Here is a 21,098-nt window from a genome sequence, read left to right on the forward strand (position 1 = left end):
GGGGGAGCCAATAACAATGCAATCGCTACCGCTTCTGAGTCTGGCCATCTGGCTGCCCATCCTCACGGGGATCGTCGTCCTCGCGGTGGGTAACGACCGCAATCCGGGCGGCGCACGCGTGCTGTCGCTCATCGGTTCGCTGGCGAGCTTCCTGGTCACGCTGCCGCTGATCTCGAACTTCGACGCCAATACGGCCGCGTTCCAGTTCGTCGAGAAATCGAGCTGGATCGAGCGCTTTCACATCAACTACTTCCTGGGCATCGACGGCATTTCGCTGTGGCTGGTCGTGCTCACCGCGCTCATCACGGTGATCGTGGTGATCGCCGGCTGGGAAGTGATCACCGAGCGCGTCGCGCAGTACATGGCGGCGTTCCTGATTCTCTCGGGTCTGATGATCGGCGTGTTCGCGGCGCAGGACGGCATGCTGTTCTACGTGTTCTTCGAAGCCACGCTGATCCCGATGTATCTGATCATCGGTGTGTGGGGCGGTCCGAATCGCGTGTACGCGGCATTCAAGTTCTTCCTGTACACGCTGCTCGGCTCGCTGCTCATGCTCATCGCGCTGATCTACCTGTACAACGTGACGGGCTCGTTCACGCTGACCGACTGGTACGCGGCGAAGCTGCCGATGAACGTGCAGATCCTGCTGTTCGTGGCATTCTTCATGGCGTTTGCCGTGAAGGTGCCGATGTGGCCGGTGCATACCTGGCTGCCGGACGCTCACGTGGAAGCGCCGACGGGCGGCTCCGTGGTGCTGGCCGCGATCATGCTCAAGCTCGGCGCCTACGGTTTCCTGCGTTTCTCGCTGCCGATCGCGCCGGACGCCAGCCACTATCTGGCGGGCTTCATGATCGCGCTCGCGCTGATTGCCATTGTCTACATCGGCCTCGTGGCGCTGGTGCAGACCGACATGAAGAAGCTGGTGGCGTACTCGTCGATCGCGCACATGGGCTTTGCGATTCTCGGCTTCTTCATGTTCAGCGAAATCGGCATGCAGGGCGCGATGGTGCAGATGATCTCGCACGGTTTCGTCTCGGGCGCCATGTTCCTGTGTATCGGCGTGCTGTATGACCGCATGCACTCGCGCAACATCGCCGACTACGGCGGCGTGGTGAACACGATGCCGAAGTTCGCGGCATTCCTGATGCTCTTCGCAATGGCCAACAGCGGCCTGCCGGCTACCTCGGGGTTCGTGGGCGAGTTCCTCGTGATTCTGGGTGCCGTGAAGCTGAACTTCTGGGTCGGTCTGCTGGCGGCCACGTCGCTGATCACCGGTGCGGCCTACTCGCTGTGGATGTACAAGCGCGTGATCTTCGGCGCGATTGCCAACGACCACGTGCGCGAGCTGATCGACATCAACAAGCGCGAGTTCTTCATGCTGGCCGTGCTGGCGGCCCTCACGCTGTTCATGGGTATCTATCCGAAGCCTTTCACGGACCTGATGCACACCTCCGTGGTTAACCTCCTCGCCCACGTGGCGCAGACCAAGCTGCCGTAATCGGGGAGGAAATCTAGATCATGCAAAACATTAATCTGCTGCCCGCGTTGCCGGAGGCCATCCTGCTGCTCATGATCCTCGTGATCATGATGTGCGACGCGTTCATCGGCCAGACGCGCAAGCTGAACTACGTGCTGGCCCTTCTCACCAGCGCCGTCGTCTCGGTGCTGTGGGCCTGCAACGCCGGCGATCCGGCGTCGCACTACCTGTTCGGCAACGTGTTCGTCGCCGACCCGATGTCGAACCTGCTCAAGGCCTTCGGCGGCCTCGCGACGTTCGTCACGTTCGTCTATGGCCAGAAGTACCTGGAAGCGCGCGGCCTTGCCCGTGGCGACTTCTACATCCTCACGCTGTTCTCGCTGCTCGGCCTGTCGGTGATGATCTCGGGCAACAGCTTCCTGACGCTGTACCTGGGTCTGGAACTGATGTCGCTGTCGCTGTATGCGCTCGCCGCCGTGTGGCGCGATTCGACCAATGCGACCGAGTCGGCCATGAAGTACTACGTGCTGGGCGCGCTGGCTTCGGGCTTCCTGCTGTACGGCATGTCGATGATGTACGGCGCGACCGGTTCGCTGGAGCTGGCCAAGGTCTTCGAGGTGATCGCCTCGGGTGCGGTGAACAAGATCGTGCTCGTGTTCGGCGTGGTGTTCCTGGTTGCCGGCCTGGCGTTCAAGCTCGGCGCCGCACCGTTCCACATGTGGGTGCCCGACGTCTACCAGGGCGCACCGACCCCGGTCACGCTGCTCATCGGCGGCGCGCCGAAGCTGGGTGCGTTTGCGCTGCTGCTGCGCCTGCTCGTCGAAGGCATGCTGCCGCTGGCGATCGACTGGCAGCAGATGCTGGTCATCCTGGCCGTGCTCTCGCTGGTGGTCGGCAACCTGACGGCCATCGTGCAGACCAACGTCAAGCACCTGCTGGCCTACTCGACGATCTCGCACATGGGCTTCGTGCTGCTGGGCATGCTCTCGGGCGTGGTGGGCGGCAAGATCGACGGTATCGCCGACGCCTACGGTTCGTCGCTGTTCTACAGCGTGATCTACCTGCTCACCACGCTCGGCACCTTCGGTATCGTGCTGCTGCTCTCGCGCAAGGGCTTCGAAGCCGAGAACCTCTCCGATCTGAAGGGGTTGAACCAGCGTAGCCCGTGGTTCGCGTTCGTCATGCTGATGCTGATGTTCTCGCTGGCCGGCATTCCGCCGTTGGCGGGCTTCTACGCCAAGCTGGCCGTGTTGCAGGCGGTGGTCAACGCCGGTATGGTGTGGCTGGCCGTGGTGGCTGTGGTCGCTTCGCTGATCGGTGCGTTCTACTACCTGCGTGTCGTGAAGCTGATGTACTTCGACAAGCCGGAAGACACGAGCGTGCTCGAGGGCACCGGCACGATGCGCTTCGTGCTCTCGCTCAACGGTCTGGCGCTGCTGTATCTGGGCCTGATGCCCGGCTCGCTGATGGACTGGTGCCTGCGCACCATCAAGCTGACGCTGGCGAGCTGAGCGGCAAGGCCAACGAGGGAAACGAAAAGGGCGGGCGGCCGGGCGTCTTCAGGCCGGTCCGCAGCGCAGGGCAACCGGCGGCCGACGCACCGCCGACGAACCGCCGGGCAACGGCAGGAGAGCGTTACGATGAGCATGTCCGCGGGCGGTACGCTGGTGATTCTGCTGGCGGTGCTGGGTGCGAATCTGCCGTTCGTGAACCAGCGTCTTTTCGGCGTGGTGCCGCTCAAGCGGGCGACGAAGCCTTTGTGGCTGCGTCTGATCGAGATGCTGGCGGCGTATTTCGTTGTCGGTGCGCTCGGTTATCTGGTCGAGTCGGGCATCGGCAACGTATTCGCGCAGGGCTGGGAGTTTTACGCGGTCACCGCGAGCCTGTTCGTGGTGTTCGCGTTTCCGGGCTTCGTCTACCGGTATTTGTGGCGTCATCGACCGGCGGCTGCCGTCTGAAATGCGCGCCTCACGAGACGCCGCCCCATCGGGCGGCGTTTTGTTTTGGCTTGGCCAATCTTCAGCCCCGGAGGGCTTATGACCGAACGTCAACTCGACGATCAGCATCTGATCGAGACACCCCTGGCGAGCGAGACCGTCTACGAAGGTGTCTTCCTGACCATCAAGCGCGACAGCGTGCGCTTGCCCGACGGCAAGACGACGACGCGCGAGTACACCACGCACCCGGGCGCCGTCATGGTAATCCCGCTATTCGAGGACGGACAGGTGCTCATGGAGCGGCAGTACCGCTATCCGCTCAAGCGGGTGATGACGGAGTTGCCCGCGGGCAAGCTCGACGAGGCCGAGGGCGGCCTCGCTTGCGGGCAGCGCGAACTGCTCGAAGAGACGGGGTACCGCGCCGAGCGCTGGGATTACCTCACGCGCATCCATCCGGTGATTTCGTACTCGACCGAGTTCATCGATATCTGGCTGGCCCGCGATCTGACGCGCGGCGAGCGGCGGCTCGACGAAGGCGAGTTTCTGGACGTATTCAAGATGCCCGCGGCCGAGCTGCTGCAATGGGTGCGCGACGGGCGTGTCACGGACGTGAAAACGATTATCGGCGCGTTTTGGCTGGAAAAGATATTATCGGGAGTCTGGCAGCCGAACGAGCGTTCGCCGCTGCGCTGATCCCTGATTTTCGACCTGTTTTCTATCGCAAGCCTCGCCGCGGCGGGGCCGGGATACATTCATCGCGTCATGAAGGTTTTTGATTTGCGCTGTGCGAAAGAGCACACCTTCGAGGGCTGGTTCGGCTCGGAGGACGATTACCTGTCGCAGCAGGCCCGAGGCCTGGTGAGCTGCCCCGTGTGCGGGGAGACGGAGATCGTGCGTATGCCGTCGGCGCCGCGCCTGAACCTGTCGGGCGCCACGCCACCGGTCGGCGAGGCTCGCGCAAGGGCCGGAGGGGGCACGGAGGGAACGTCGGGCGCCGGCGTCAGCCACGCGCCGGTGCCGCCGGAGCTTGCCGAGGCGCGCCGCGAGCTGCAATCGCTCTGGATGAAGGCGGTGCGGCACGTGATGGCGAACACGGAGGACGTCGGCGCGAATTTCGCCGAGGAAGCGCGCAAGATCCATTACCACGAAGCGCCGGAGCGCAACATCCGGGGCACGGCATCGCGCGAAGAGGCCCGCGCGCTGGCTGAAGAAGGCATCGAAGTCATGATGCTGCCGCTGCCGGACAGCGCCAAGGAGACTTTGCAATAGGGTCGCGCTGCCTTTTGGGCGTGCGCACGCGCATGCGTCATGATTGACGAACGCAGGCCCGGCCGCGGCGCCGGGTCGCCCACTCGACTGATATACGGGAGGCGGAGATGGCCACGCTGGAGTACTACTTCGAGGACTTCGCTGTCGGAGACACGTTCGATCTCGGCGAGTACACGTTCAGCGCCGACGAGATCGTGCATTTCGCCAGGCAGTTCGACCCTCAGCCGTTTCACCTCGACGAGGGCGCCGGGCGCCAGTCGCATTTCGGCGGACTCGTGGCGAGCGGCTGGCATACGTGCAGCATCATGATGCGGCTCAATGTCGACAAGCTGCTCTCGCGCGCGGCGAGCATGGGATCGCCCGGCGTCGAGCAGATCGAGTGGCTCAAGCCGGTACGCCCTGGCGACACCATCACGGTCACGAGCAGCACGCTGGAAGTGCGGGAATCGAAGAGCCGTCCCGATCGCGGCATTGTCCGCCAGCTATGGACGGCGACCAATCAACACGGCGAGGAAGTCTGCCGCTTTCGCGGCACGGGCCTGTATCTGAAGTGCTCGGGCTGAGCCTCGTCATACCCCCGGGGGCCGTCCGGCCCGCCACGGGGCTCCCTCCCCGTCGAATATCGGAAGACGGCCGGTCCGGCCGGCGAGCTTGCCTTGCACGCCGCCGCGGGCACACCGTCGGGCAATGTCAGGCAATGTCGGGCAATGTCGGGCAGTGCCGCCCAACCCGTTCGCGAGGCCGCGCGAAATCGATGCCGGATCAGTGAGAGAGATCGCTTACCGAGGCCGAGGGCGCGTCGCGCTTGACCTGCGTGATGCCGTTCTCCATTTGCTCTGCCGTCGAGAACATCTGGCTTTGGCCGATGATTTCCCCGTTGCGTGCCTTGAGCACGAAATACGGACGGCCCGATGTGGATGTCTTGCGCTCGAAACGGTGATCCTCGACCGAATTCTTGCGCACGGACTCAATGCCGTTCTGCGCCGAGGCGCGCGCCTTGTAGGGCTCGGAGGAGAGAATGACGTGCCCGTCGTCGGCCAGCAACTGAAAGTGGAATTCACCGTTGGGGCTGCGCTTGAGTTCGAACTTGCCTGACATATGTGGATCTCCCGGATCTTCCAAAAGCCAGCGGCGAGGAACTGCGAACTGCAAGGTGACGGCGGCGTGACACGCGGCGCGTCGAAGGGGGCGCCCGGTCCCCGTCATGGGGCTGCGTGCCGAGCGGACTGCGCCTAGATTAGCACCGCCGGCGTTTCGACGGAACCGCAGTTTGTTTCGAAGTGTAAACCGGTCGGCGGTCGGCCGCGCCATGTGCGCGGGCCGGCCGGGTAATTCCCCTCGCCGGCCCGTCGCCGGCCCGCGCAAGAGGAAAGCGCCGAGGAGCCCCCTCAGCGCCGCGCGTACTGCGTGGCGCCGAACAGGATCTCGCGCGCCTTGTCGTCCTGCAGCGGCTTGCGCGCATCGGCGAGCACCTTGATGCCGCGCTGCACGGCGGGGCGGGCCTCGATGGCGTCGAACCACTTTTGCACGTTGGGGAAGTCGGACAGCTCCACGCCCTGATTCTTCCACGAGCGCAGCCACGGCCAGATCGCGATGTCCGCAATGGTGTACATCTCGCCGGCCACGTATGGGTGGCTGCCAAGCCGCTTGTCCAGCACGCCGTACAGGCGCCGCGCCTCATTGGTGTAGCGCTTGATCGCGTAATCGATCTTCTCGGGCGCGTAGATGCGGAAGTGGTGCGCCTGACCGAGCATCGGCCCCACGCCGCCCATCTGGAACATCAGCCATTCCAGCGTCTCGTACTTGCCGCGCACGTCTTCGGGCAGAAAGCGCCCGGTCTTGCCGGCGAGATAGAGCAGAATCGCGCCGGACTCGAACAGCGAGATCGGTTTGCCGTCCGGGCCGTCCTCGTCGACGATGGCCGGAATCTTGTTGTTCGGCGAGATGGCGAGAAATGCTTCCTTGAACTGGTCGCCCGCACCGATGTCGACGGCGTGGGCGTGGTAGGGCAACCCGCACTCTTCGAGCATGATGTGGACTTTGTGGCCGTTGGGCGTGGCCCAGGAATAGACCTGAATCAATTGCGGCTCCTCGTATGGGGACGTCGACGGACGCCGCTCGGCAATCCTGCGCCGCGCGGCAATCGCGTCGGGCGAGCGGCACGGTGACGACCACGGATAACGGAATGGGCCGGGCACGCGAGCGTCGCGTGCCCGGGAAAACTGCCCGGAAATTACACCACAGAACGCTTACCCCTGCCGGGCGCGGGGTCGGCGTCAGCGGCCGTCGTTCGCCGCATCGGCGTAGCGCGCCAGTTCGAGCTTGGCGATCGCGTTGCGATGCACTTCGTCGGGGCCGTCGGCAAAGCGCAGCGTTCGGGCGCTGGCATAGGCGTAGGCGAGCGGGAAGTCGCCGGACAGCCCGGCCGCGCCATGCGCCTGCATCGCCCAGTCGAGCACCTGACAGGCCATGTTCGGCGCGACGACCTTGATCATGGCGATCTGCGCACGCGCCGCCTTGTTGCCGACCGTGTCCATCATGTACGCCGCCTTGAGCGTGAGCAGACGCGCCTGTTCAATGAGGCACCGCGCCTCGGCAATGCGCTCGCGCGTGACACCCTGCGCCGCGATCGGTTTGCCGAACGCCACGCGAGAGAGCGTGCGTCGGCACATCAACGCCAGCGCCCGCTCGGCCAGCCCGATGAGGCGCATGCAGTGGTGGATGCGCCCCGGCCCGAGCCGCCCCTGCGCGATCTCGAAGCCGCGTCCCTCGCCGAGCAGAATGTTCGAGGCGGGCACACGCACGTCGTCGAGCACGATCTCCATATGGCCGTGCGGCGCGTCGTCGTAGCCGAAGACCGTGAGGGGACGCACGCGCGATACGCCCGTGGCATCGGCCGGCACCAGAATCATCGACTGCTGGGCGTGCCTGGGCGCATCGGGATCGGTCTTGCCCATCACGATGAACAGGGCGCAACGTGGGTCGCCGGCGCCCGTCGACCACCATTTTCGACCGTTGATGACGTACTCGTCGCCGTCACGCCGGATCCGGCATTGCACGTTGGTCGCGTCCGACGACGCCACATCGGGCTCGGTCATCAGGAACGCCGAACGAATCTCGCCGCGCAGCAGCGGCTCGAGCCACTGCGCCTTCTGCGCCTCGGTGGCGTAGCGCTCGAGCGTCTCCATGTTGCCGGTGTCCGGCGCGTTGCAGTTGAACACCTCGGGGGCCCACGGCACCTGTCCCATGATCTCGCACAGCGGCGCGTATTCGACGTTCGTGAGACCGGCGCCACGACCGGAGTCGGGCAGGAACAGGTTCCAGAGTCCGGCCTGCCGGGCGAGCGGCTTGAGCCGTTCGATGACCTGCGACGGCTGCCACGCGTCGCCCTGCCGGCGCGCGATCTCGATCTCCTCCAGGTATCGGCGCTCGTTGGGGAAGATATGCTCGTCGAAGAACGCATTCAGACGGGCGCGCAGCGCTTCGACCTTCGGGCTGTAGCTGAAATCCATGACGTCTCCGTTCGAGAACCGTTGGCAATATCGGTCAACGATATTGGCCCGCGGTATTGGTGGCCGATATCGGTTAGCGCGATGCGCCGCCGCGCCGCGCATACTCCCATGCCAGCTCCGCCATCGGCCGCGCGCGTTTGCCGGCGTCGTGCGCTTGCTGGCTCGCGGCCGTGCCGTCGCTCACGCGCTTCATGATGCCTTGCAGGATCGCGGCGATGCGGAACATGTTGTAGGCGAGGTAGAAGTCCCATTGTGCGGGCGGCTGGCTGCCGGTGCGCGCACTGTAGCGGGCCACGTACTCGCGCTCGTCGGGAATGCCGAGCGCGGCCCAGTCGAGCCCGGCAATGCCGCGAAACACGCCGGGGCTGACGTGCCACGCCATGCAGTGGTAGCTGAAGTCCGCGAGCGGGTCGCCCAGCGTCGAGAGTTCCCAGTCAAGCACGGCAAGCACGCGCGGCTCGCTCGGGTGGAAGATCAGGTTGTCGAGCCGGAAGTCGCCATGCACGATGGTCGTGCGCTCGGGGGCGTCGGACGGCAGGTGTGCGGGCAGCCATTCGATGAGCCGGTCCATAGCCTCGATCCGCGCCGTCTCGGACGCACGGTACTGCTTGCTCCAGCGGGCGATCTGACGCGCGATGTAGTCGCCGGGCTTGCCATACGTTCCGAGGCCGATGGCGTGGTAGTCCACACGGTGCAGGGCGGCGATGACGCGGTTCATCTCGTCGTAGATCGCGCCGCGCTCGGCCGGCGACATGCCGGGCAGCGACGGGTCCCACAGTACGCGTCCCGGCACGAAGTCCATCACGTAGAACGCCAGGCCGATGACCCCTTCGTCTTCGCAAAGGCCGCGCATGCGCGCGACGGGCACGTCCGTGCGCGCGAGCGCGTCCATTACGCGGTATTCGCGTTCGATCGCGTGCGCCGAAGGCAGCAGCTTTGCCGCCGGGGCCGGCTTGGTGCGAAGCACGTAGCTGGCGCCTGGCGTGCTCAGGCGGTACGTGGGATTCGATTGCCCGCCGTTGAATTGCGAGACCGTGAGCGGCCCGGCGAAGCCATCGACGTGGGCGGCGAGCCAGCGCTCGAGCGCGGCGGCGTCGAAGGGCGCCCGGCCCTCGATCGGCCGCTCGCCCGCAAACGCGGAAAAGTCCTGGGGAAGCGCCTCGGCCATGCTGTCTCCTGCATTTCCGGTGCTGCGTTGATCGGAAGTGTCTCGACTGCTGCGGGTAATTCGGGTCTTGCCGTGCGCGCTCGCGCGGCGCGCCTGCGCAGCGACGGGCGTCGCCGCCGCGCCCACCGGGCCATGCCCGTTTAGCCGCGCTGCCGTGAACGCACGAACGACGCGAAAATCTTCTCCATCACCGTAAGCCGGTTGTCGCGATGCAGCGGCTGCGGCGGCGCGAAATTCACGAGCCGCACGACCCAGTCTTCCGGCTTGTCGCCGACGTCGAGCGCGTTAATGCAGGCCGGCGTCTGTGCGAGCTGGCCGAGGAACAGGCGCCCGAGCGGATGCATCGCATGCGAGAGAATCGCGCGGTTCACGCCGCCGTGCAACACCAGCAGCACCGTATCCCACGAGCGGTCGGCGCGCAGTTCGGCCAGCGGCGGCACCACGCGATCGAGCAGCTCGCGCACGGATTCGCCGTTCAGGAAGCGGGTGTCTTCCGGCACGAGCCCATCGAAGGCGGCGAGGAACGCCTGCGCAAGATCGGCCGGCGGCAAATCGGCGATGTTGCCCGCGCGGATTTCCTGCCAGCAGGGCCACGTCTCGATCTCCACCCGCTGCCCGGTCTGCGCGAGCACGCGCTCGGCCGTCTCGCGCGTGCGCGGCAGGCCGCTCACGATCACGCGGTCGAAGCGGATGTTCTCGGCGGCGAAGGCGCGTCCGGCGGCGCTTGCCTGCGCGCGTCCAAGCTCGTTGAGTGCGACGGCGTCGGCGTCGATCGGTTTGCCGCTGTCGTCGAAGTAGGTGACGTCGCCGTGGCGCATGAGATAGATGCGCCGGCGCTGGGGCGGGGTGAAGACCAGAGGGCCTGCGTCGGGGCCGAGATGGCCGAGAGAGCTCATGCGGCAATTCTCCTGAGAGTGCGGTCGCTTCGCGTGGGGCGGGCCCGTCGTGCCGACGTGGGTGGCCGCCCCGCCGGATTCGTCAGATGTATTTTGCCGGACGTTTTTCCAGGAATGCGCTGATCCCCTCCAGCCCGTCGGCGTGGTGGAGCGACGCCACGAAGTTGTCGCGCTCGGCGCCCAACTGCTCGGTGAGCGTGGCGCTCGCACCGCTTTCGATGAGCGACTTGATGCGGCCCACGGCGTTCGGCGAGAGCTGGGCGAGGTCGGTGGCCCAGTTCAGCGCTTCGGCCCGAGCCTGCCCGGGGGCCACCACGCGATTCACGACGCCGGCGGCGGCCAGACGTGTTGCCGCGACCGGCTTGCCTTCGAGCAGGATCTCGGTCGCGAGCGCACGCGGCAGCGCCTGCGAGAGAAACCACGAACCGCCGCCGTCGGGCGTGAGGCCGACCTTGACGTAAGCCATCACGAACTTGGCGTTCTCGGCGGCCACCAGCAGGTCGCAGGCAAGCGCGAGCGAGAAGCCTGCACCGGCCGCCGCGCCTTCGACCGCCGCGATGACCGGCTTCGGACAGGCGCGCAGCGCTTCGATCCATTCGGCCAGCGCGTCGATGCTCGCGGCCTGTACCGACGGATCCTGCTTGCGGTTCTCGAGCAGGCGATTGAGGTTGCCGCCCGCGCAGAAGAAGTTGTCGGCGCCGGTGAGCACCACGGCGCGCACCGACGGGTCGCGTTCGGCCGTCGCGAGGGCTTCCACCCCGGCGGCGTACATGTCCGGATGCAGCGCGTTGCGTGCTCCGGGGTTGGAGAGCGTCAGCACCAGGGTGTGGTCGACGCGTTCGGCAAGCAGTTCGGCGCTCATGGGGCGAATCTCCGGGTCACTGTTCTTCGGTGAGCAGCGACACGCCCAGTTGTGCGCGGCGCGTGAGCCACGGCGACGGACGATAGCGCGGGTCGCCGTAGAACGATTGCAGATTGCGCAGGACGGTGAGCAGCAGGCGGGCGCCCACGGCGTCGCCGAGCGCGAGCGGCCCCTTGGCGTAGCCCAGGCCCAGCGTGACGGCGCGGTCGATGTCGTCCGGCGTGGCAATGCGTTGTTGCGCGATGTCCGCGCCGATGTTCACGATGGTGGCGATCACGCGCTGCGCCACGAAGCCGGCGCAGTCGCGGATCACGGTCACCGGCGTGCCGCCGTGCGCGAAGAGGGCGTGCGCGGCGTCGCGCGCCTCGGGCGCCGTGACGGGCGTGGTCATGAGCGTGTGGCGCCTGGCGCCCGCCAGGGGCAGCAGCGTGTCGACAGCGACCGTGCGCGTGGCGTCGAGGCCCTGCTCGACGGCGCAGGTCGTGGCATCCTGGCCCAGCGGCGTGACGATGATCAATGCCTCGGCGGACGGGCGATCGCCACTCTCGAGGGTCACGCCCGTCTGGCCGAGCAGTTCGACCACGGCGGCAAAGCCGCGCGTATCGGCGCGGCTTACCCACACGCTGGCGGGCAGCGCGTCGGGCGCGGGCGCCTCGGGCGGCACTTGCTGCTTGCCGTCGACATAGCGATAGAAGCCTTCGCCGACCTTGCGCCCGAGCAGGCCGCCAGCCAAACGCACTGCCGTGATCGGCGACGGGCGAAAGCGCGCTTCCTCGTAGAACTGGTGGTAGATCGACTCCATCACCGGATGCGAGACGTCGAGTGCCGTCAGGTCGAGCAGCTCGAACGTGCCCAGACGGAAGCCGGCCTGCTCGCGAAGGATGCGATCGATGTCGGCGAAGCTGGCCACGCCCTCGCTCGCCACGCGCAGACCTTCGGTGTTCATGCCACGCCCGGCATGGTTGACGATGAAGCCCGGCATGTCCTTGCAGCGCACCGCCGTGTGGCCCATGCGGCGGCCAAGGGCGAGCAGGGCGTCGCCGACTTCGGGCGCCGTGCGCAGGCCATCGATGACTTCGACCACCTTCATGAGCGGCACCGGATTGAAGAAGTGGTAGCCGGCCACGCGCTCCGGCCGCTCGCACGCGGCGGCGATGGCGGTGATCGAGAGCGACGACGTGTTGGACGCGAGAATCGCGTCGGGCGCCACGATGGCCTCGAGCGAGCGGAACAGGTCTCGCTTGACGTCGAGCTTCTCGATGATGGCTTCGACCACCAGATGGCAATCCGCGAGCTCCTCGAGCGTGGCGCAGGCTTGCAGGCGGCTCATCGTCGCCTCGACGCCGGACGCCTCGATCTTGCCCTTGGCGGCGAGTTTGTCCAGCGTCTCGCGCAACGCGTCCAGCGCGCTCTGGACGGCCCTCGCGTTGGTGTCGTAGAGCTTCACGCGCAAGCCGGCCTGCGCCGCGATCTGAGCGATACCACGGCCCATGGCGCCGGCGCCGACGATGCCCAGCACATCGATGGCCCTGGCGGAGGTAGCGGTCGGGGAAGATGCAGTCATTCGGAGTGTCTCGAAGTTGTGGTGTCGGTAGTGTGGCCGGGGCCGCGCGCGCAGACGACGTCCGGCCCCGGCGCAACGCCCGGCTTCCGGCGCCGCGGCCATGGCGTCATTCTATCGTCCGACCGGTCGGTCGGGAAATGAATTTCCTGGCGAGACCGCCTGTGATGCAAACCGGTGCCCCTGGCGCATTGCGGCTATTGTCGCCGATCTCGTGCCGCCTGCCAGCCGTTGTTCCGCTGCGCGGTCGGCGCGCGGCAAGCGAGGCGATGGCCATCTTGGAATTCGGGACGCCGCGACCGCTCGGCGATTGACGCTTGCGAGCGCGATGCCGGTACACTCCGGGTAGCCATCGTGCGCGGACTGCCGTTCGTCATTACGGACATTATGGACATCGCAGACGTTACGGAGCTCCGTAGCCGCGCGGCGAGGGCCATCGACGCCGCTGCCGTCATCGACGCAGTGCCCGGGACGCATTACGAACGTTGCGCACGCGCTGTCGCTCGCCGTGACGCAAGGGAGACATCATGTTGAAGCTGTACGGATTTCCCATCAGCAACTACTACAACAAGGTCAAGGTTGTGCTGTACGAGAAGGGCGTGCCCTTCGAAGAAGTCGAGTCGATTCCGTGCCAGGACGAGCCGGTGCTGCAGTGCTCGCCGCTCGGCAAGGTGCCGTATCTGCAGACCGAACACGGCTATCTGGCCGAGTCGCAGGTGATCTGCGACTACCTGGAGGCGACGCATCCGGCGCCGGCGCTGTTCTCGCGGGATCCATGGCGTCAGGCCAAGGAGCGGGAACTGCTCACGATGCTGGAACTGCATCTGGAACTGGTCGTGCGCGAACTGTACACGCAGGCGTTCTTCGGCGGCACGGTCTCCGAGGGCACGCGCAACCGCACGGAGAAGTTGCTGCGCCGAAACATCGTGGCGTTCAAGCGTCTCGCGAAATTCTCGCCTTACGTGGCGGGTGAGACGTTCACCATGGCGGACATCGCCGCCGGCATCCATCTGCCGATCCTGGGCATGGCCACGCAGGCGGTGTATGGCGAAGACTTTCTGCAATCGGCCGGCATCGACTGGAAGGCGTATGGCAAGCAACTCGCCGAGCGCGAGTCGTTCCAGCGCATGCGCGCCGAGCAGAAGGCCTATCAGCAGGCGCAGAAGGCCAAGGCCGGCTGAAACACCAGCGTTCGCGAGGCTCGCAACGCCGGGAAAAAAAGGGCCGCCATCGGTCGATGGCGGCCCTCCCTTTTTTCCGCGGGACGCCGGCATGCCGCACGCCGTGCCCGTGCGTATCACGCCACGCGCGAAGGCATGGCTCAGATTTTGGCCAGACGCGCGAGCGCCTCGCGCAACGTGTCGTCCTGCTTCGCGAAGCAGAAACGCACCACGCCCGACTCATGCGGCTCGTGATAGAAGGCCGACACGGGAATGGCCGCCACACCGATTTCGCCCGTGAGCCACAGCGCGAAGTCGCCTTCGCTCATGTCGCTGATCGCGCTGTAGTCCACGCATTGGAAATATGTGCCTTCGCATGGCAGCAGCCTGAAGCGCGTGTTGGCCAGACCGGCGCGGAACAGGTCGCGCTTTTTCTGATAAAAACCCGAGAGCTCGAGATAGGGCGCCGGATCGCGCATGTAGTCGGCCAGACCGACCTGCATCGGCGTGTTCACCGTGAACACGTTGAACTGATGCACCTTGCGGAATTCCGCCGTGAGCGCGGCCGGTGCGGCGACGAAACCGACCTTCCAGCCCGTTACGTGATAGGTCTTGCCGAAGCTCGACACGATGAAACTGCGACGTGCCAGCTCCGGATGCCGCGCCACGCTCTCGTGGCGCTTGCCGTCATACACCATGTGCTCGTAGACCTCGTCCGAGATCAGCAGAATGTCGGTGCCGGCCACGATCTGCGCGAGTTGGGCCAGATCGCGCTCGTGCCACACGGTGCCGCTCGGGTTGTGCGGCGTGTTGAACAGGATCAGACGGGTGCGTGGCGTGATGGCCGCCGCGAGTTTGTCGAACGGGATGCGAAACTCGGGCGCCTCCAGCGTGATATACACCGGTTTGCCACCGGCGAGCTCGATGGAAGGCACGTAGCTGTCGTAAGTCGGCTCGAACACGATCACTTCGTCGCCCGGGTGCACCGTGGCGAGAATCGCGGTGAGCAGCGCCTGCGTGGCGCCGGCCGTGACCGTGATCTCGGTGTTCCAGTCGTAGCGCTGTCCGTAGAGCTTGCCGATCTTGTCGGCGATTGCCTGGCGCAGCGCGGGCACACCGGCCATGGGCGGGTACTGGTTGTGGTCTTCGCGCATGGCGCGCGAGACGGAGTCGACGATCTTCGGATCGCACGCGAAGTCCGGGAAGCCCTGGCCGAGATTCACCGCCTGTTTCTCGGCGGCGAGCGCGGACATCACGGTGAAGATGGTGGTGCCCACGTTCGGCAGGCGCGAGGCGAGCGGCGGAGCGCTCAGTGCAGGGGAGGAAGCGGCGGGAGTAAGGTGGGGCGCGTTCATTTGGACGGTGCAAGCCATCGGCAGCGATCAACAGACCGCCATTCTACCGCTGGTGCGGCGGATCTGCGGGCGCGCCGGGTCAGGCGGCGGCCGTCAGCAGCGACGCGAAGGCGCTTGCCGTCACGATCCGAAAGCCGAACTGGCGTGCCACCCGGCTACGCAGCTTGAGCACCGCCTTGTCCTTGCTGACGAGCCAATGGGCCTGGCCATCGCGCGCCGCCTCGAGAAATTTCTGATCGTCCCGGTCGCGGCACAGCGGCAGGGGCGCGGCGGGCGCGATGTCCCCGGACGCGGGCATCGGCCCAATCGGCAGTGTGTGCATGTCGACCCAGCCGAGGGCCGCGTCGTTGTCGATCTCGTGCGAGGCGAATTGCGGATAGGTCAGCACGATGGCGAGCTCGTCGCGGCAGCGCGGCGCCATGAGCGCGGTGAGACGGCGGGCGACGAGCGCCTCGCGCACCGGTCGTGCGACGGGATCGTCGAAGACGAGGAGGTCGATCCAGACGTTCGTGTCGAGCACCACGCGCGCGGGCGTGGCGAGGCTCGCGAGGTGTTCGGCGAAGGCCCGGTCCGCGGGCGTGGCAACAGCGTTTTGAAGCATTGGATAGAATGGCGGTTTCACGTTTTTGCAGGAACGCTGCACCCAATATGATAATTGTTCTCTCGCCGGCCAAATCGCTCGACTATGAAACGCCGCCGCACGTGAGCACGCACACCGTGCCGCAATTCGTGGACGATGCGGCCGAACTGATCGAAGGCCTGCGTGAACTGAGCCCGGCGCAGGTCGGCTCGCTCATGAGCATCTCGGACCAGCTCGCCGCACTCAACGTCACGCGCTACGCCGAGTGGACGACCCGCTTCGATACCTCCAACGCCAAGCAGGCCGTGCTCGCCTTCAACGGCGACGTCTACGAGGGCCTGTCGGCCCGCAGCCTGAGCGCCTCGCAACTCGACTTCGCGCAGCGTCACCTGCGCATCCTGTCCGGCCTGTATGGCGTGCTGCGCCCGCTCGATCTGCTCCAGCCCTACCGGCTCGAGATGGGCACGCGCTTCGCGAACAAGCGGGGCCGCGACCTGTATGCGTTCTGGGGCGATCGGGTGACGCAGACAATCAATGCGGCGCTCGCCGAGCATCCGCAGACGCGCCGCGTGCTCGTGAACCTCGCCTCGGAGGAGTACTTCAAGGTGATCAAGCGTCGTCTGGTCGAGGCGCCCGTGATCACGCCGGTGTTCGAGGACTGGAAGAGCGGCAAGTACAAGATCATCAGCTTCTACGCCAAGCGGGCGCGCGGCCTGATGGCACGCTACGCGATCGAGCGCGGCGTGACCGACGTGCAGCAGCTCAAGGCGTTCGACAGCGAGGGCTATGCCTTCGACGACAGCGTCTCGAACGACTCGCTGTGGGTGTTTCGCCGTCGCGTGGCCTGAGGCCAGCCAACCACCAGCCCCGGGGCCTGTCCCGGGGTTTTTCATTTTTTGTCAGCGAGACGAGTCATGACCGTTCAGATCAGCAGCAGATTCGATAGCGGCGCCATTCACGTGGTGAGCGCCGAGCGCGCCGACGACATTCACGTTCGCGTGCCGCAAGACGGCGCCGCGGAGTTCGCCCAGTGGTTCCACTTCCGGGTGCAGGGCGTGGGCGGCAAGCCATGTCGTATCGTGTTCGACAATGCGGGACAGACATCGTACCCGCGCGGCTGGGAAAACTACCGCGCCGTCGCGTCGTACGACCGCGTGGACTGGTTCCGGGTGCCAACGACCTACGACGGGCAGGTCATGACCGTGGCATTTACTCCGGCGCACGACAGCGTATATCTCGCCTATTTCGAGCCTTACCCCGAAGAGCGCCATCTGGCGCTGCTCGGCACGGCGCAGAACTCGCCTCGCGTGCGTTCGCGCTCGCTGGGCCAGACGATCGACGCGCGCGACATGACGCTGCTCACCGTGGGCGAGCCCGGTGAAGGCAAGCGCAATATCTGGGTGATTGCGCGACAGCACCCCGGCGAGACGATGGCCGAGTGGTTCGTGGAAGGCCTGTTGCGCCGTTTGCTCGGCGCCGGCGACTGGGCGGGCGATCCGCTGGCTGCCGCGGTGCTCGACGAGGCCGTGTTCCATGTCGTGCCGAACATGAACCCTGACGGCGCTGCGCGCGGCAACCTGCGCACGAACGCCGCCGGCGCGAACCTCAATCGGGAGTGGCTCGAACCCGATCCGCTGCGCAGCCCCGAGGTGTACCACGTGCGGGCCGCCATCGAGTCGATCGGCTGCGACATGTTCTTCGACATCCATGGCGACGAGGCACTGCCATACGTCTTCCTGGCGGGCAACGAAGGCGTTGAATGGGCGAGCGAGGCGATTCTCGCGCGCGAGAAGGCCTTTGGCGAACGCTTCAAGGCGGCGAGCCTGGACTTCCAGGACAGGTTCGGCTATCCGCCCGGCAAGCACGGCGCGGAGTCGCTCAAGCTCGCGTCGAAATGGGTCGCGCACCGCTTCGGCTGTCTCTCGCTCACGCTGGAGATGCCATTCAAGGACAACGCCAACCGGCCCGACGCGCGCGTGGGCTGGAGCGGCGCGCGCAGCGCCGCACTGGGAGCGTCGATGCTTGCCGCCATCGGGTCGCAGTTGCAGGCCGACAAGGCGCAGGCTGAGCGGTAAGTCCCGGCAGCGGCCGTCGCCGCCGTTGCCATCCCTGCCGGCCCTGCGGCCGTGCAGCCGGGCGCGGCGCGATTCGCACGACGCGTCGCGATGCGTCATGCGTCATGCGTCATGCGCCATGCTTCGCTCACCCAAGGCGGTCTGCGATGGCTCAGTTCGCTTTCTTCTTCGCGGTGCTCTTCTTGGCGGTGCCCGATTTCGACGGTGCGGCTTTTGCCGTCGACTTGCCGCCCGAGGACTTCGCGGTGGCGCCGCGCTTGCCCGACCTGGCCGCGGCGTGCGACGCCTTGCCGCGCGTGCCGCGTGCGGAGCGCTTGACCGGCTGCTCGACCTGCGGCAGCGGCGACGTATAGTCGAAACCCATCATGCGGCCGTCGGCGTAGCCGCAGCGGATGTGGATCTTGTCCGTTTGTCCGGTGGTGCGTTTGCCGATGCCGTCGAGCTCGACCATCTGCGTCACGTCGACGCGCTGCTTGCGATCGTCGAACGGACCCGACCACGGCGCGACTTTCGCATGCTCGGGGTCGAGCGCGTTGTCGGCGTATTCGACGCTCTCGTAGCCGGGTAGCGTCGCGACGACAAAACTCGCATGCGCCGCGCAATCGGCGACGAGCGGATCGGCATGACGGGTGTTGATGAATTGCTCGACCAGCGCACGGTGCTGCTCGAGCGTGAAGGCCTGCGCCGGGGCCGTGAAGGCCGACAGGCAGACGGGCGTCGCGACGGCGGCGAAACCGGCGAAACCGGCGAAACCGGCGAAACCGGCGATCCGACGCACGGCTCGCAGCACGACACCTGCGGCGCGTTGAAGAAATCGATTCGACATTGCTTGACGTATTCTCGGGGGCGCAAGGGTCAGACCCTAAGCATTGCAGAGCAATGCGGGCATGCGGCGACTCATTCAGTGAGTCTCTGGCACGCGCCGCTCGCGAAGAAGCTTCGCCGCATCTTGAAACACAGCGGCAAAACGGCTCTCATCTTAACCGAAAAAAAGCCGCTGACGCCCGCCACACAAGCCCGTAGACGTCGCTCGGCGCGTGAAGAAAGTTACGGCGCGCTACAATGCACACCTTTGCGGCGCCCGCGCACCATGCGCGCACGCCGTGCGACGTTCTCACCTTGCCGCATGTTCGCCAATTCACGCACCGTCGACAGCGCCCAAACCGGTCCGCACGAGAAACTCGCGCAGCTCGTGAGCCGTCATCGCGACGCGCTGTTCCGCAAGCCATTCGCCGCCTACAGCGCGGGCGCCTTCGATGCAGCCATCGCGGCATGGCGCCACGCGGGCGCGGCGCCGCTCATCATCGACGCCGGCTGCGGCGTGGGTGAGAGCACGCTGCGTCTTGCCACGCGGTATCCCGAGCACTTCGTCATCGGCGTCGATCAATCGGAGAGCCGCATCGTGCGCGGCAAGGACTGGTGGGAGGGGGCGTGGCCGGAGAACTTCGTCTGGGTGCGCGCCGACCTGGTGGATTTCTGGCGGCAGTTGCACGACGCGGGCATTCGTCCCGCGCGGCACTACATTCTCTATCCGAATCCGTGGCCGAAGATCGGGCAGCTCGCCCGCCGCTGGCATGCGCACGCCGTGTTCCCGACGGTGGTGGCGCTGGGCGGCGTGCTCGAATGCCGCAGCAACTGGGGTGTCTACGTCGACGAGTTCGCGCAGGCCGTCGAGTTGCTGAGCGGCGTGCGGCCCGACGTCGAGGCGTATGCGCCGGCGAACGAGGCCGACGCCATGACGCCGTTCGAGCGCAAGTACCTCGCGTCGGGACACGGCCTGTATCGGTGCATGGTGACGCTGCCGGCGACGTGACGGACGCGGCGCGCGCCGCGCATGCTCAGTGGAAGTGCGGGCGGCTCGGCTCGGCGTCTTCCGGCATTTCGGCGTGAACGACTTCGCCCACGGGATCCGGATACAGCGGCACGCCGCAGTCGTCGCAATACTCGGGATCGAAGCGCCCCGGATGCTTGCGAATCTCCGTGACGCCGCACGCCTTGAGCAGGTCCGTCACTTCGTCGAGCGCACCGCCCTCCACTTCGCCGTTCTCGCGGCCGTAGAGCGGCCACACCACGCCGTAGATGACGTCGTTGCTGCCCCGTTGCGTGAAGCCGATGCGGTACTCGTCGATGTTCTGCTCCCCGAAGCCGGCGACCACGGCGCGCAGTTCCTGCGGCGTGAGCGTGAGCACGTCTTCCAGATAACGCAGCGCCGTGCGGACCGTGTGCGGACGGATGCGCTCGTCCGCTTCACGGCAGCTCGCGTAATACGCGTCGGGCAGCAGGCATTCGATCTCGCAGCCGGGCAGCAGCGCGTTGAGATTCGGGCCCCCTTGCGCGGACCACGCTTCCTGGCACTGGCCGCGCTCGGCATGGCGCGCGCCTTCCTCTTGCCAGCGGAACATCGGCGCGCCCCTGGGCACGGCAACGGCCGTGAGCAGGAAACGCGGATCGGCGAGGATCGGCGCCGTTTCGGGCAGATCGTTGCCGGGCTGCTTCACTTCGGCGTTGTCGACTGCGGCGCGCACGAGCTGCTGCGTGACTTTCCACGATTCGCAGTGCGTGCGCGGCAGCTGGTCGATGCTGTAGAGGTAGGGCGAAATCGCGACGCGGGCTGACTCGGCCAGCACGTGAGCGTGCAGATGGGCGCGAATGGGCATGAGCGCGTCGGCCTTGACCGGACCCGAGGGAATGGCGTAGCGCGTCCACGCAAGAATCGGGATGGCGACGAGCAGGCCGTCCCAGACCTGGTCTTCGGCTTCGGGCTCGGCAGACTCGCTCTGCGATTCGATGAGGTCGGCGAGCGCGCCATAGGCCTCGCTGTGGTTGGCCTGGAGATGATCGAGGGCGGCGTCGATGGCGGGCTGGTTGCCCGTGCGCAGCACGCGCGTGAGCAGCGTGTCGAGCTGCGCTTCCCAGAAGCGGTCTTCGATGCGGCTACCCGAGGCGGCCAGCGCGAGTGCGTGGCCGACCAGCTTTTCGGCGTCGGGAGTCAGTCGTTTGGCGGTGCGTGAGCGCATAGTCTTGCGAAGCAGAAACACATGAACTCACGATTGTACGGCATGCGTGAACCCGAAGGACGGGATGTGTACGTCGGACCCCGCGCGGCGCCGCCGCGCGCGGCCCAGCGCGAGGGCGAAAGGGAGGGCGAAAGGGAGGGCGAAAGGGAGGGCGCAATCGGATGCAATCGGAGGCAATCGGGCCCGATCGGGCGAGGCGCGGCGCGGCGAAGGCAAACGCGGCGGGCGG

21 protein-coding genes are annotated in these 21,098 nt (G+C 66.4%); 10 read left to right on the forward strand and 11 right to left on the reverse strand.

Annotation, left to right across the window (positions count from 1 at the left end):
- Nucleotides 1–16: 16 nt before the first annotated feature.
- The 6 genes from PNO31109_RS07945 to PNO31109_RS07970 all read left to right on the forward strand — a co-directional run bounded on the left by PNO31109_RS07945 (nucleotide 17) and on the right by PNO31109_RS07970 (nucleotide 5,246).
- Nucleotides 17–1,498 carry an NADH-quinone oxidoreductase subunit M gene (locus tag PNO31109_RS07945; RefSeq protein WP_150555056.1) on the forward strand — a complete coding sequence of 494 codons (1,482 nt, stop codon included), beginning with the start codon at nucleotides 17–19 and terminating at the stop codon, nucleotides 1,496–1,498.
- Between the two features lie 20 nt (nucleotides 1,499–1,518).
- Nucleotides 1,519–2,988: an NADH-quinone oxidoreductase subunit NuoN gene (gene nuoN, locus PNO31109_RS07950; protein WP_150555057.1), complete on the forward strand. Its 1,470-nt coding sequence runs from the start codon at nucleotides 1,519–1,521 to the stop codon at nucleotides 2,986–2,988.
- Nucleotides 2,989–3,123: 135 nt separating this feature from the next.
- Nucleotides 3,124–3,435, forward strand: a complete 312-nt coding sequence (locus PNO31109_RS07955; RefSeq protein ID WP_150555152.1) for a DUF2818 family protein — start codon at nucleotides 3,124–3,126, stop codon at nucleotides 3,433–3,435.
- 78 nt (nucleotides 3,436–3,513) lie between these two features.
- Nucleotides 3,514–4,107 (forward strand): NUDIX domain-containing protein, encoded by a 594-nt coding sequence (locus PNO31109_RS07960; RefSeq protein ID WP_150555058.1) that lies wholly within the window; start codon nucleotides 3,514–3,516, stop codon nucleotides 4,105–4,107.
- Between the two features lie 69 nt (nucleotides 4,108–4,176).
- A complete protein-coding gene (locus PNO31109_RS07965) occupies nucleotides 4,177–4,683 on the forward strand; it encodes a DUF1178 family protein (RefSeq protein WP_150555059.1) in 507 nt (168 codons plus the stop codon).
- Nucleotides 4,684–4,790: 107 nt separating this feature from the next.
- Nucleotides 4,791–5,246, forward strand: coding sequence for a MaoC family dehydratase (locus PNO31109_RS07970; RefSeq protein ID WP_150555060.1), 456 nt, complete (start codon nucleotides 4,791–4,793; stop codon nucleotides 5,244–5,246).
- A 199-nt stretch (nucleotides 5,247–5,445) separates the two neighbouring features.
- Here the strand turns inward: PNO31109_RS07970 and PNO31109_RS07975 are convergent, their stop codons facing one another.
- The 7 genes from PNO31109_RS07975 to PNO31109_RS08005 form a co-directional block, all read right to left on the reverse strand.
- Nucleotides 5,446–5,781 carry a YegP family protein gene (locus tag PNO31109_RS07975; protein WP_150555061.1) on the reverse strand — a complete coding sequence of 112 codons (336 nt, stop codon included), beginning with the start codon at nucleotides 5,779–5,781 and terminating at the stop codon, nucleotides 5,446–5,448.
- Between the two features lie 290 nt (nucleotides 5,782–6,071).
- Entirely contained in the window at nucleotides 6,072–6,764 is a 693-nt protein-coding gene (locus PNO31109_RS07980; protein ID WP_150555153.1) for a glutathione binding-like protein, read from the reverse strand.
- A 195-nt stretch (nucleotides 6,765–6,959) separates the two neighbouring features.
- On the reverse strand, nucleotides 6,960–8,195 hold the full coding sequence (locus tag PNO31109_RS07985; RefSeq protein ID WP_150555062.1) for an acyl-CoA dehydrogenase family protein: 1,236 nt from the start codon (nucleotides 8,193–8,195) through the stop codon (nucleotides 6,960–6,962).
- Between the two features lie 73 nt (nucleotides 8,196–8,268).
- Complete coding sequence (locus PNO31109_RS07990; protein ID WP_150555063.1) at nucleotides 8,269–9,363, reverse strand: phosphotransferase; 1,095 nt, start codon at nucleotides 9,361–9,363, stop codon at nucleotides 8,269–8,271.
- A gap of 140 nt (nucleotides 9,364–9,503) precedes the next feature.
- Nucleotides 9,504–10,259 carry a histidine phosphatase family protein gene (locus tag PNO31109_RS07995; RefSeq protein ID WP_150555064.1) on the reverse strand — a complete coding sequence of 252 codons (756 nt, stop codon included), beginning with the start codon at nucleotides 10,257–10,259 and terminating at the stop codon, nucleotides 9,504–9,506.
- 82 nt (nucleotides 10,260–10,341) lie between these two features.
- Nucleotides 10,342–11,121: an oxepin-CoA hydrolase, alternative type gene (locus tag PNO31109_RS08000; RefSeq protein WP_150555065.1), complete on the reverse strand. Its 780-nt coding sequence runs from the start codon at nucleotides 11,119–11,121 to the stop codon at nucleotides 10,342–10,344.
- Between the two features lie 16 nt (nucleotides 11,122–11,137).
- Nucleotides 11,138–12,685 carry a 3-hydroxyacyl-CoA dehydrogenase gene (locus PNO31109_RS08005; RefSeq protein WP_150555066.1) on the reverse strand — a complete coding sequence of 516 codons (1,548 nt, stop codon included), beginning with the start codon at nucleotides 12,683–12,685 and terminating at the stop codon, nucleotides 11,138–11,140.
- A gap of 524 nt (nucleotides 12,686–13,209) precedes the next feature.
- Between PNO31109_RS08005 and PNO31109_RS08010 the strand changes: the two genes are divergently transcribed.
- A complete protein-coding gene (locus PNO31109_RS08010) occupies nucleotides 13,210–13,863 on the forward strand; it encodes a glutathione S-transferase family protein (RefSeq protein WP_150555067.1) in 654 nt (217 codons plus the stop codon).
- Between the two features lie 140 nt (nucleotides 13,864–14,003).
- Here the strand turns inward: PNO31109_RS08010 and PNO31109_RS08015 are convergent, their stop codons facing one another.
- Both PNO31109_RS08015 and PNO31109_RS08020 read right to left on the reverse strand, forming a co-directional pair.
- Complete coding sequence (locus tag PNO31109_RS08015) at nucleotides 14,004–15,197, reverse strand: pyridoxal phosphate-dependent aminotransferase (RefSeq protein ID WP_150555068.1); 1,194 nt, start codon at nucleotides 15,195–15,197, stop codon at nucleotides 14,004–14,006.
- A gap of 79 nt (nucleotides 15,198–15,276) precedes the next feature.
- The gene (locus PNO31109_RS08020; RefSeq protein ID WP_150555069.1) at nucleotides 15,277–15,798 is read right to left on the reverse strand and encodes a putative toxin-antitoxin system toxin component, PIN family; all 522 of its coding nucleotides are present in this window, start codon (nucleotides 15,796–15,798) and stop codon (nucleotides 15,277–15,279) included.
- A gap of 47 nt (nucleotides 15,799–15,845) precedes the next feature.
- On the opposite strand from PNO31109_RS08020, the gene yaaA reads away from it, so the two are divergent.
- Nucleotides 15,846–16,625, forward strand: coding sequence for a peroxide stress protein YaaA (gene yaaA / locus PNO31109_RS08025; RefSeq protein ID WP_150555070.1), 780 nt, complete (start codon nucleotides 15,846–15,848; stop codon nucleotides 16,623–16,625).
- Nucleotides 16,626–16,691: 66 nt separating this feature from the next.
- The gene (locus tag PNO31109_RS08030) at nucleotides 16,692–17,852 is read left to right on the forward strand and encodes a M14 family metallopeptidase (RefSeq protein ID WP_150555071.1); all 1,161 of its coding nucleotides are present in this window, start codon (nucleotides 16,692–16,694) and stop codon (nucleotides 17,850–17,852) included.
- A gap of 151 nt (nucleotides 17,853–18,003) precedes the next feature.
- On the opposite strand, the gene PNO31109_RS08035 is transcribed toward PNO31109_RS08030, so the two are convergent.
- Complete coding sequence (locus tag PNO31109_RS08035; protein WP_150555072.1) at nucleotides 18,004–18,678, reverse strand: BspC domain-containing protein; 675 nt, start codon at nucleotides 18,676–18,678, stop codon at nucleotides 18,004–18,006.
- Between the two features lie 300 nt (nucleotides 18,679–18,978).
- Between PNO31109_RS08035 and trmB the strand changes: the two genes are divergently transcribed.
- Nucleotides 18,979–19,665 carry a tRNA (guanine(46)-N(7))-methyltransferase TrmB gene (gene trmB, locus PNO31109_RS08040; protein ID WP_150555073.1) on the forward strand — a complete coding sequence of 229 codons (687 nt, stop codon included), beginning with the start codon at nucleotides 18,979–18,981 and terminating at the stop codon, nucleotides 19,663–19,665.
- Between the two features lie 25 nt (nucleotides 19,666–19,690).
- On the opposite strand, the gene PNO31109_RS08045 is transcribed toward trmB, so the two are convergent.
- On the reverse strand, nucleotides 19,691–20,869 hold the full coding sequence (locus PNO31109_RS08045) for a DUF2863 family protein (protein ID WP_150555074.1): 1,179 nt from the start codon (nucleotides 20,867–20,869) through the stop codon (nucleotides 19,691–19,693).
- Between the last annotated feature and the right edge of the window lie 229 nt (nucleotides 20,870–21,098).

The organism is Pandoraea nosoerga, from assembly GCF_902459585.1.
Lineage (GTDB): Bacteria > Pseudomonadota > Gammaproteobacteria > Burkholderiales > Burkholderiaceae > Pandoraea > Pandoraea nosoerga.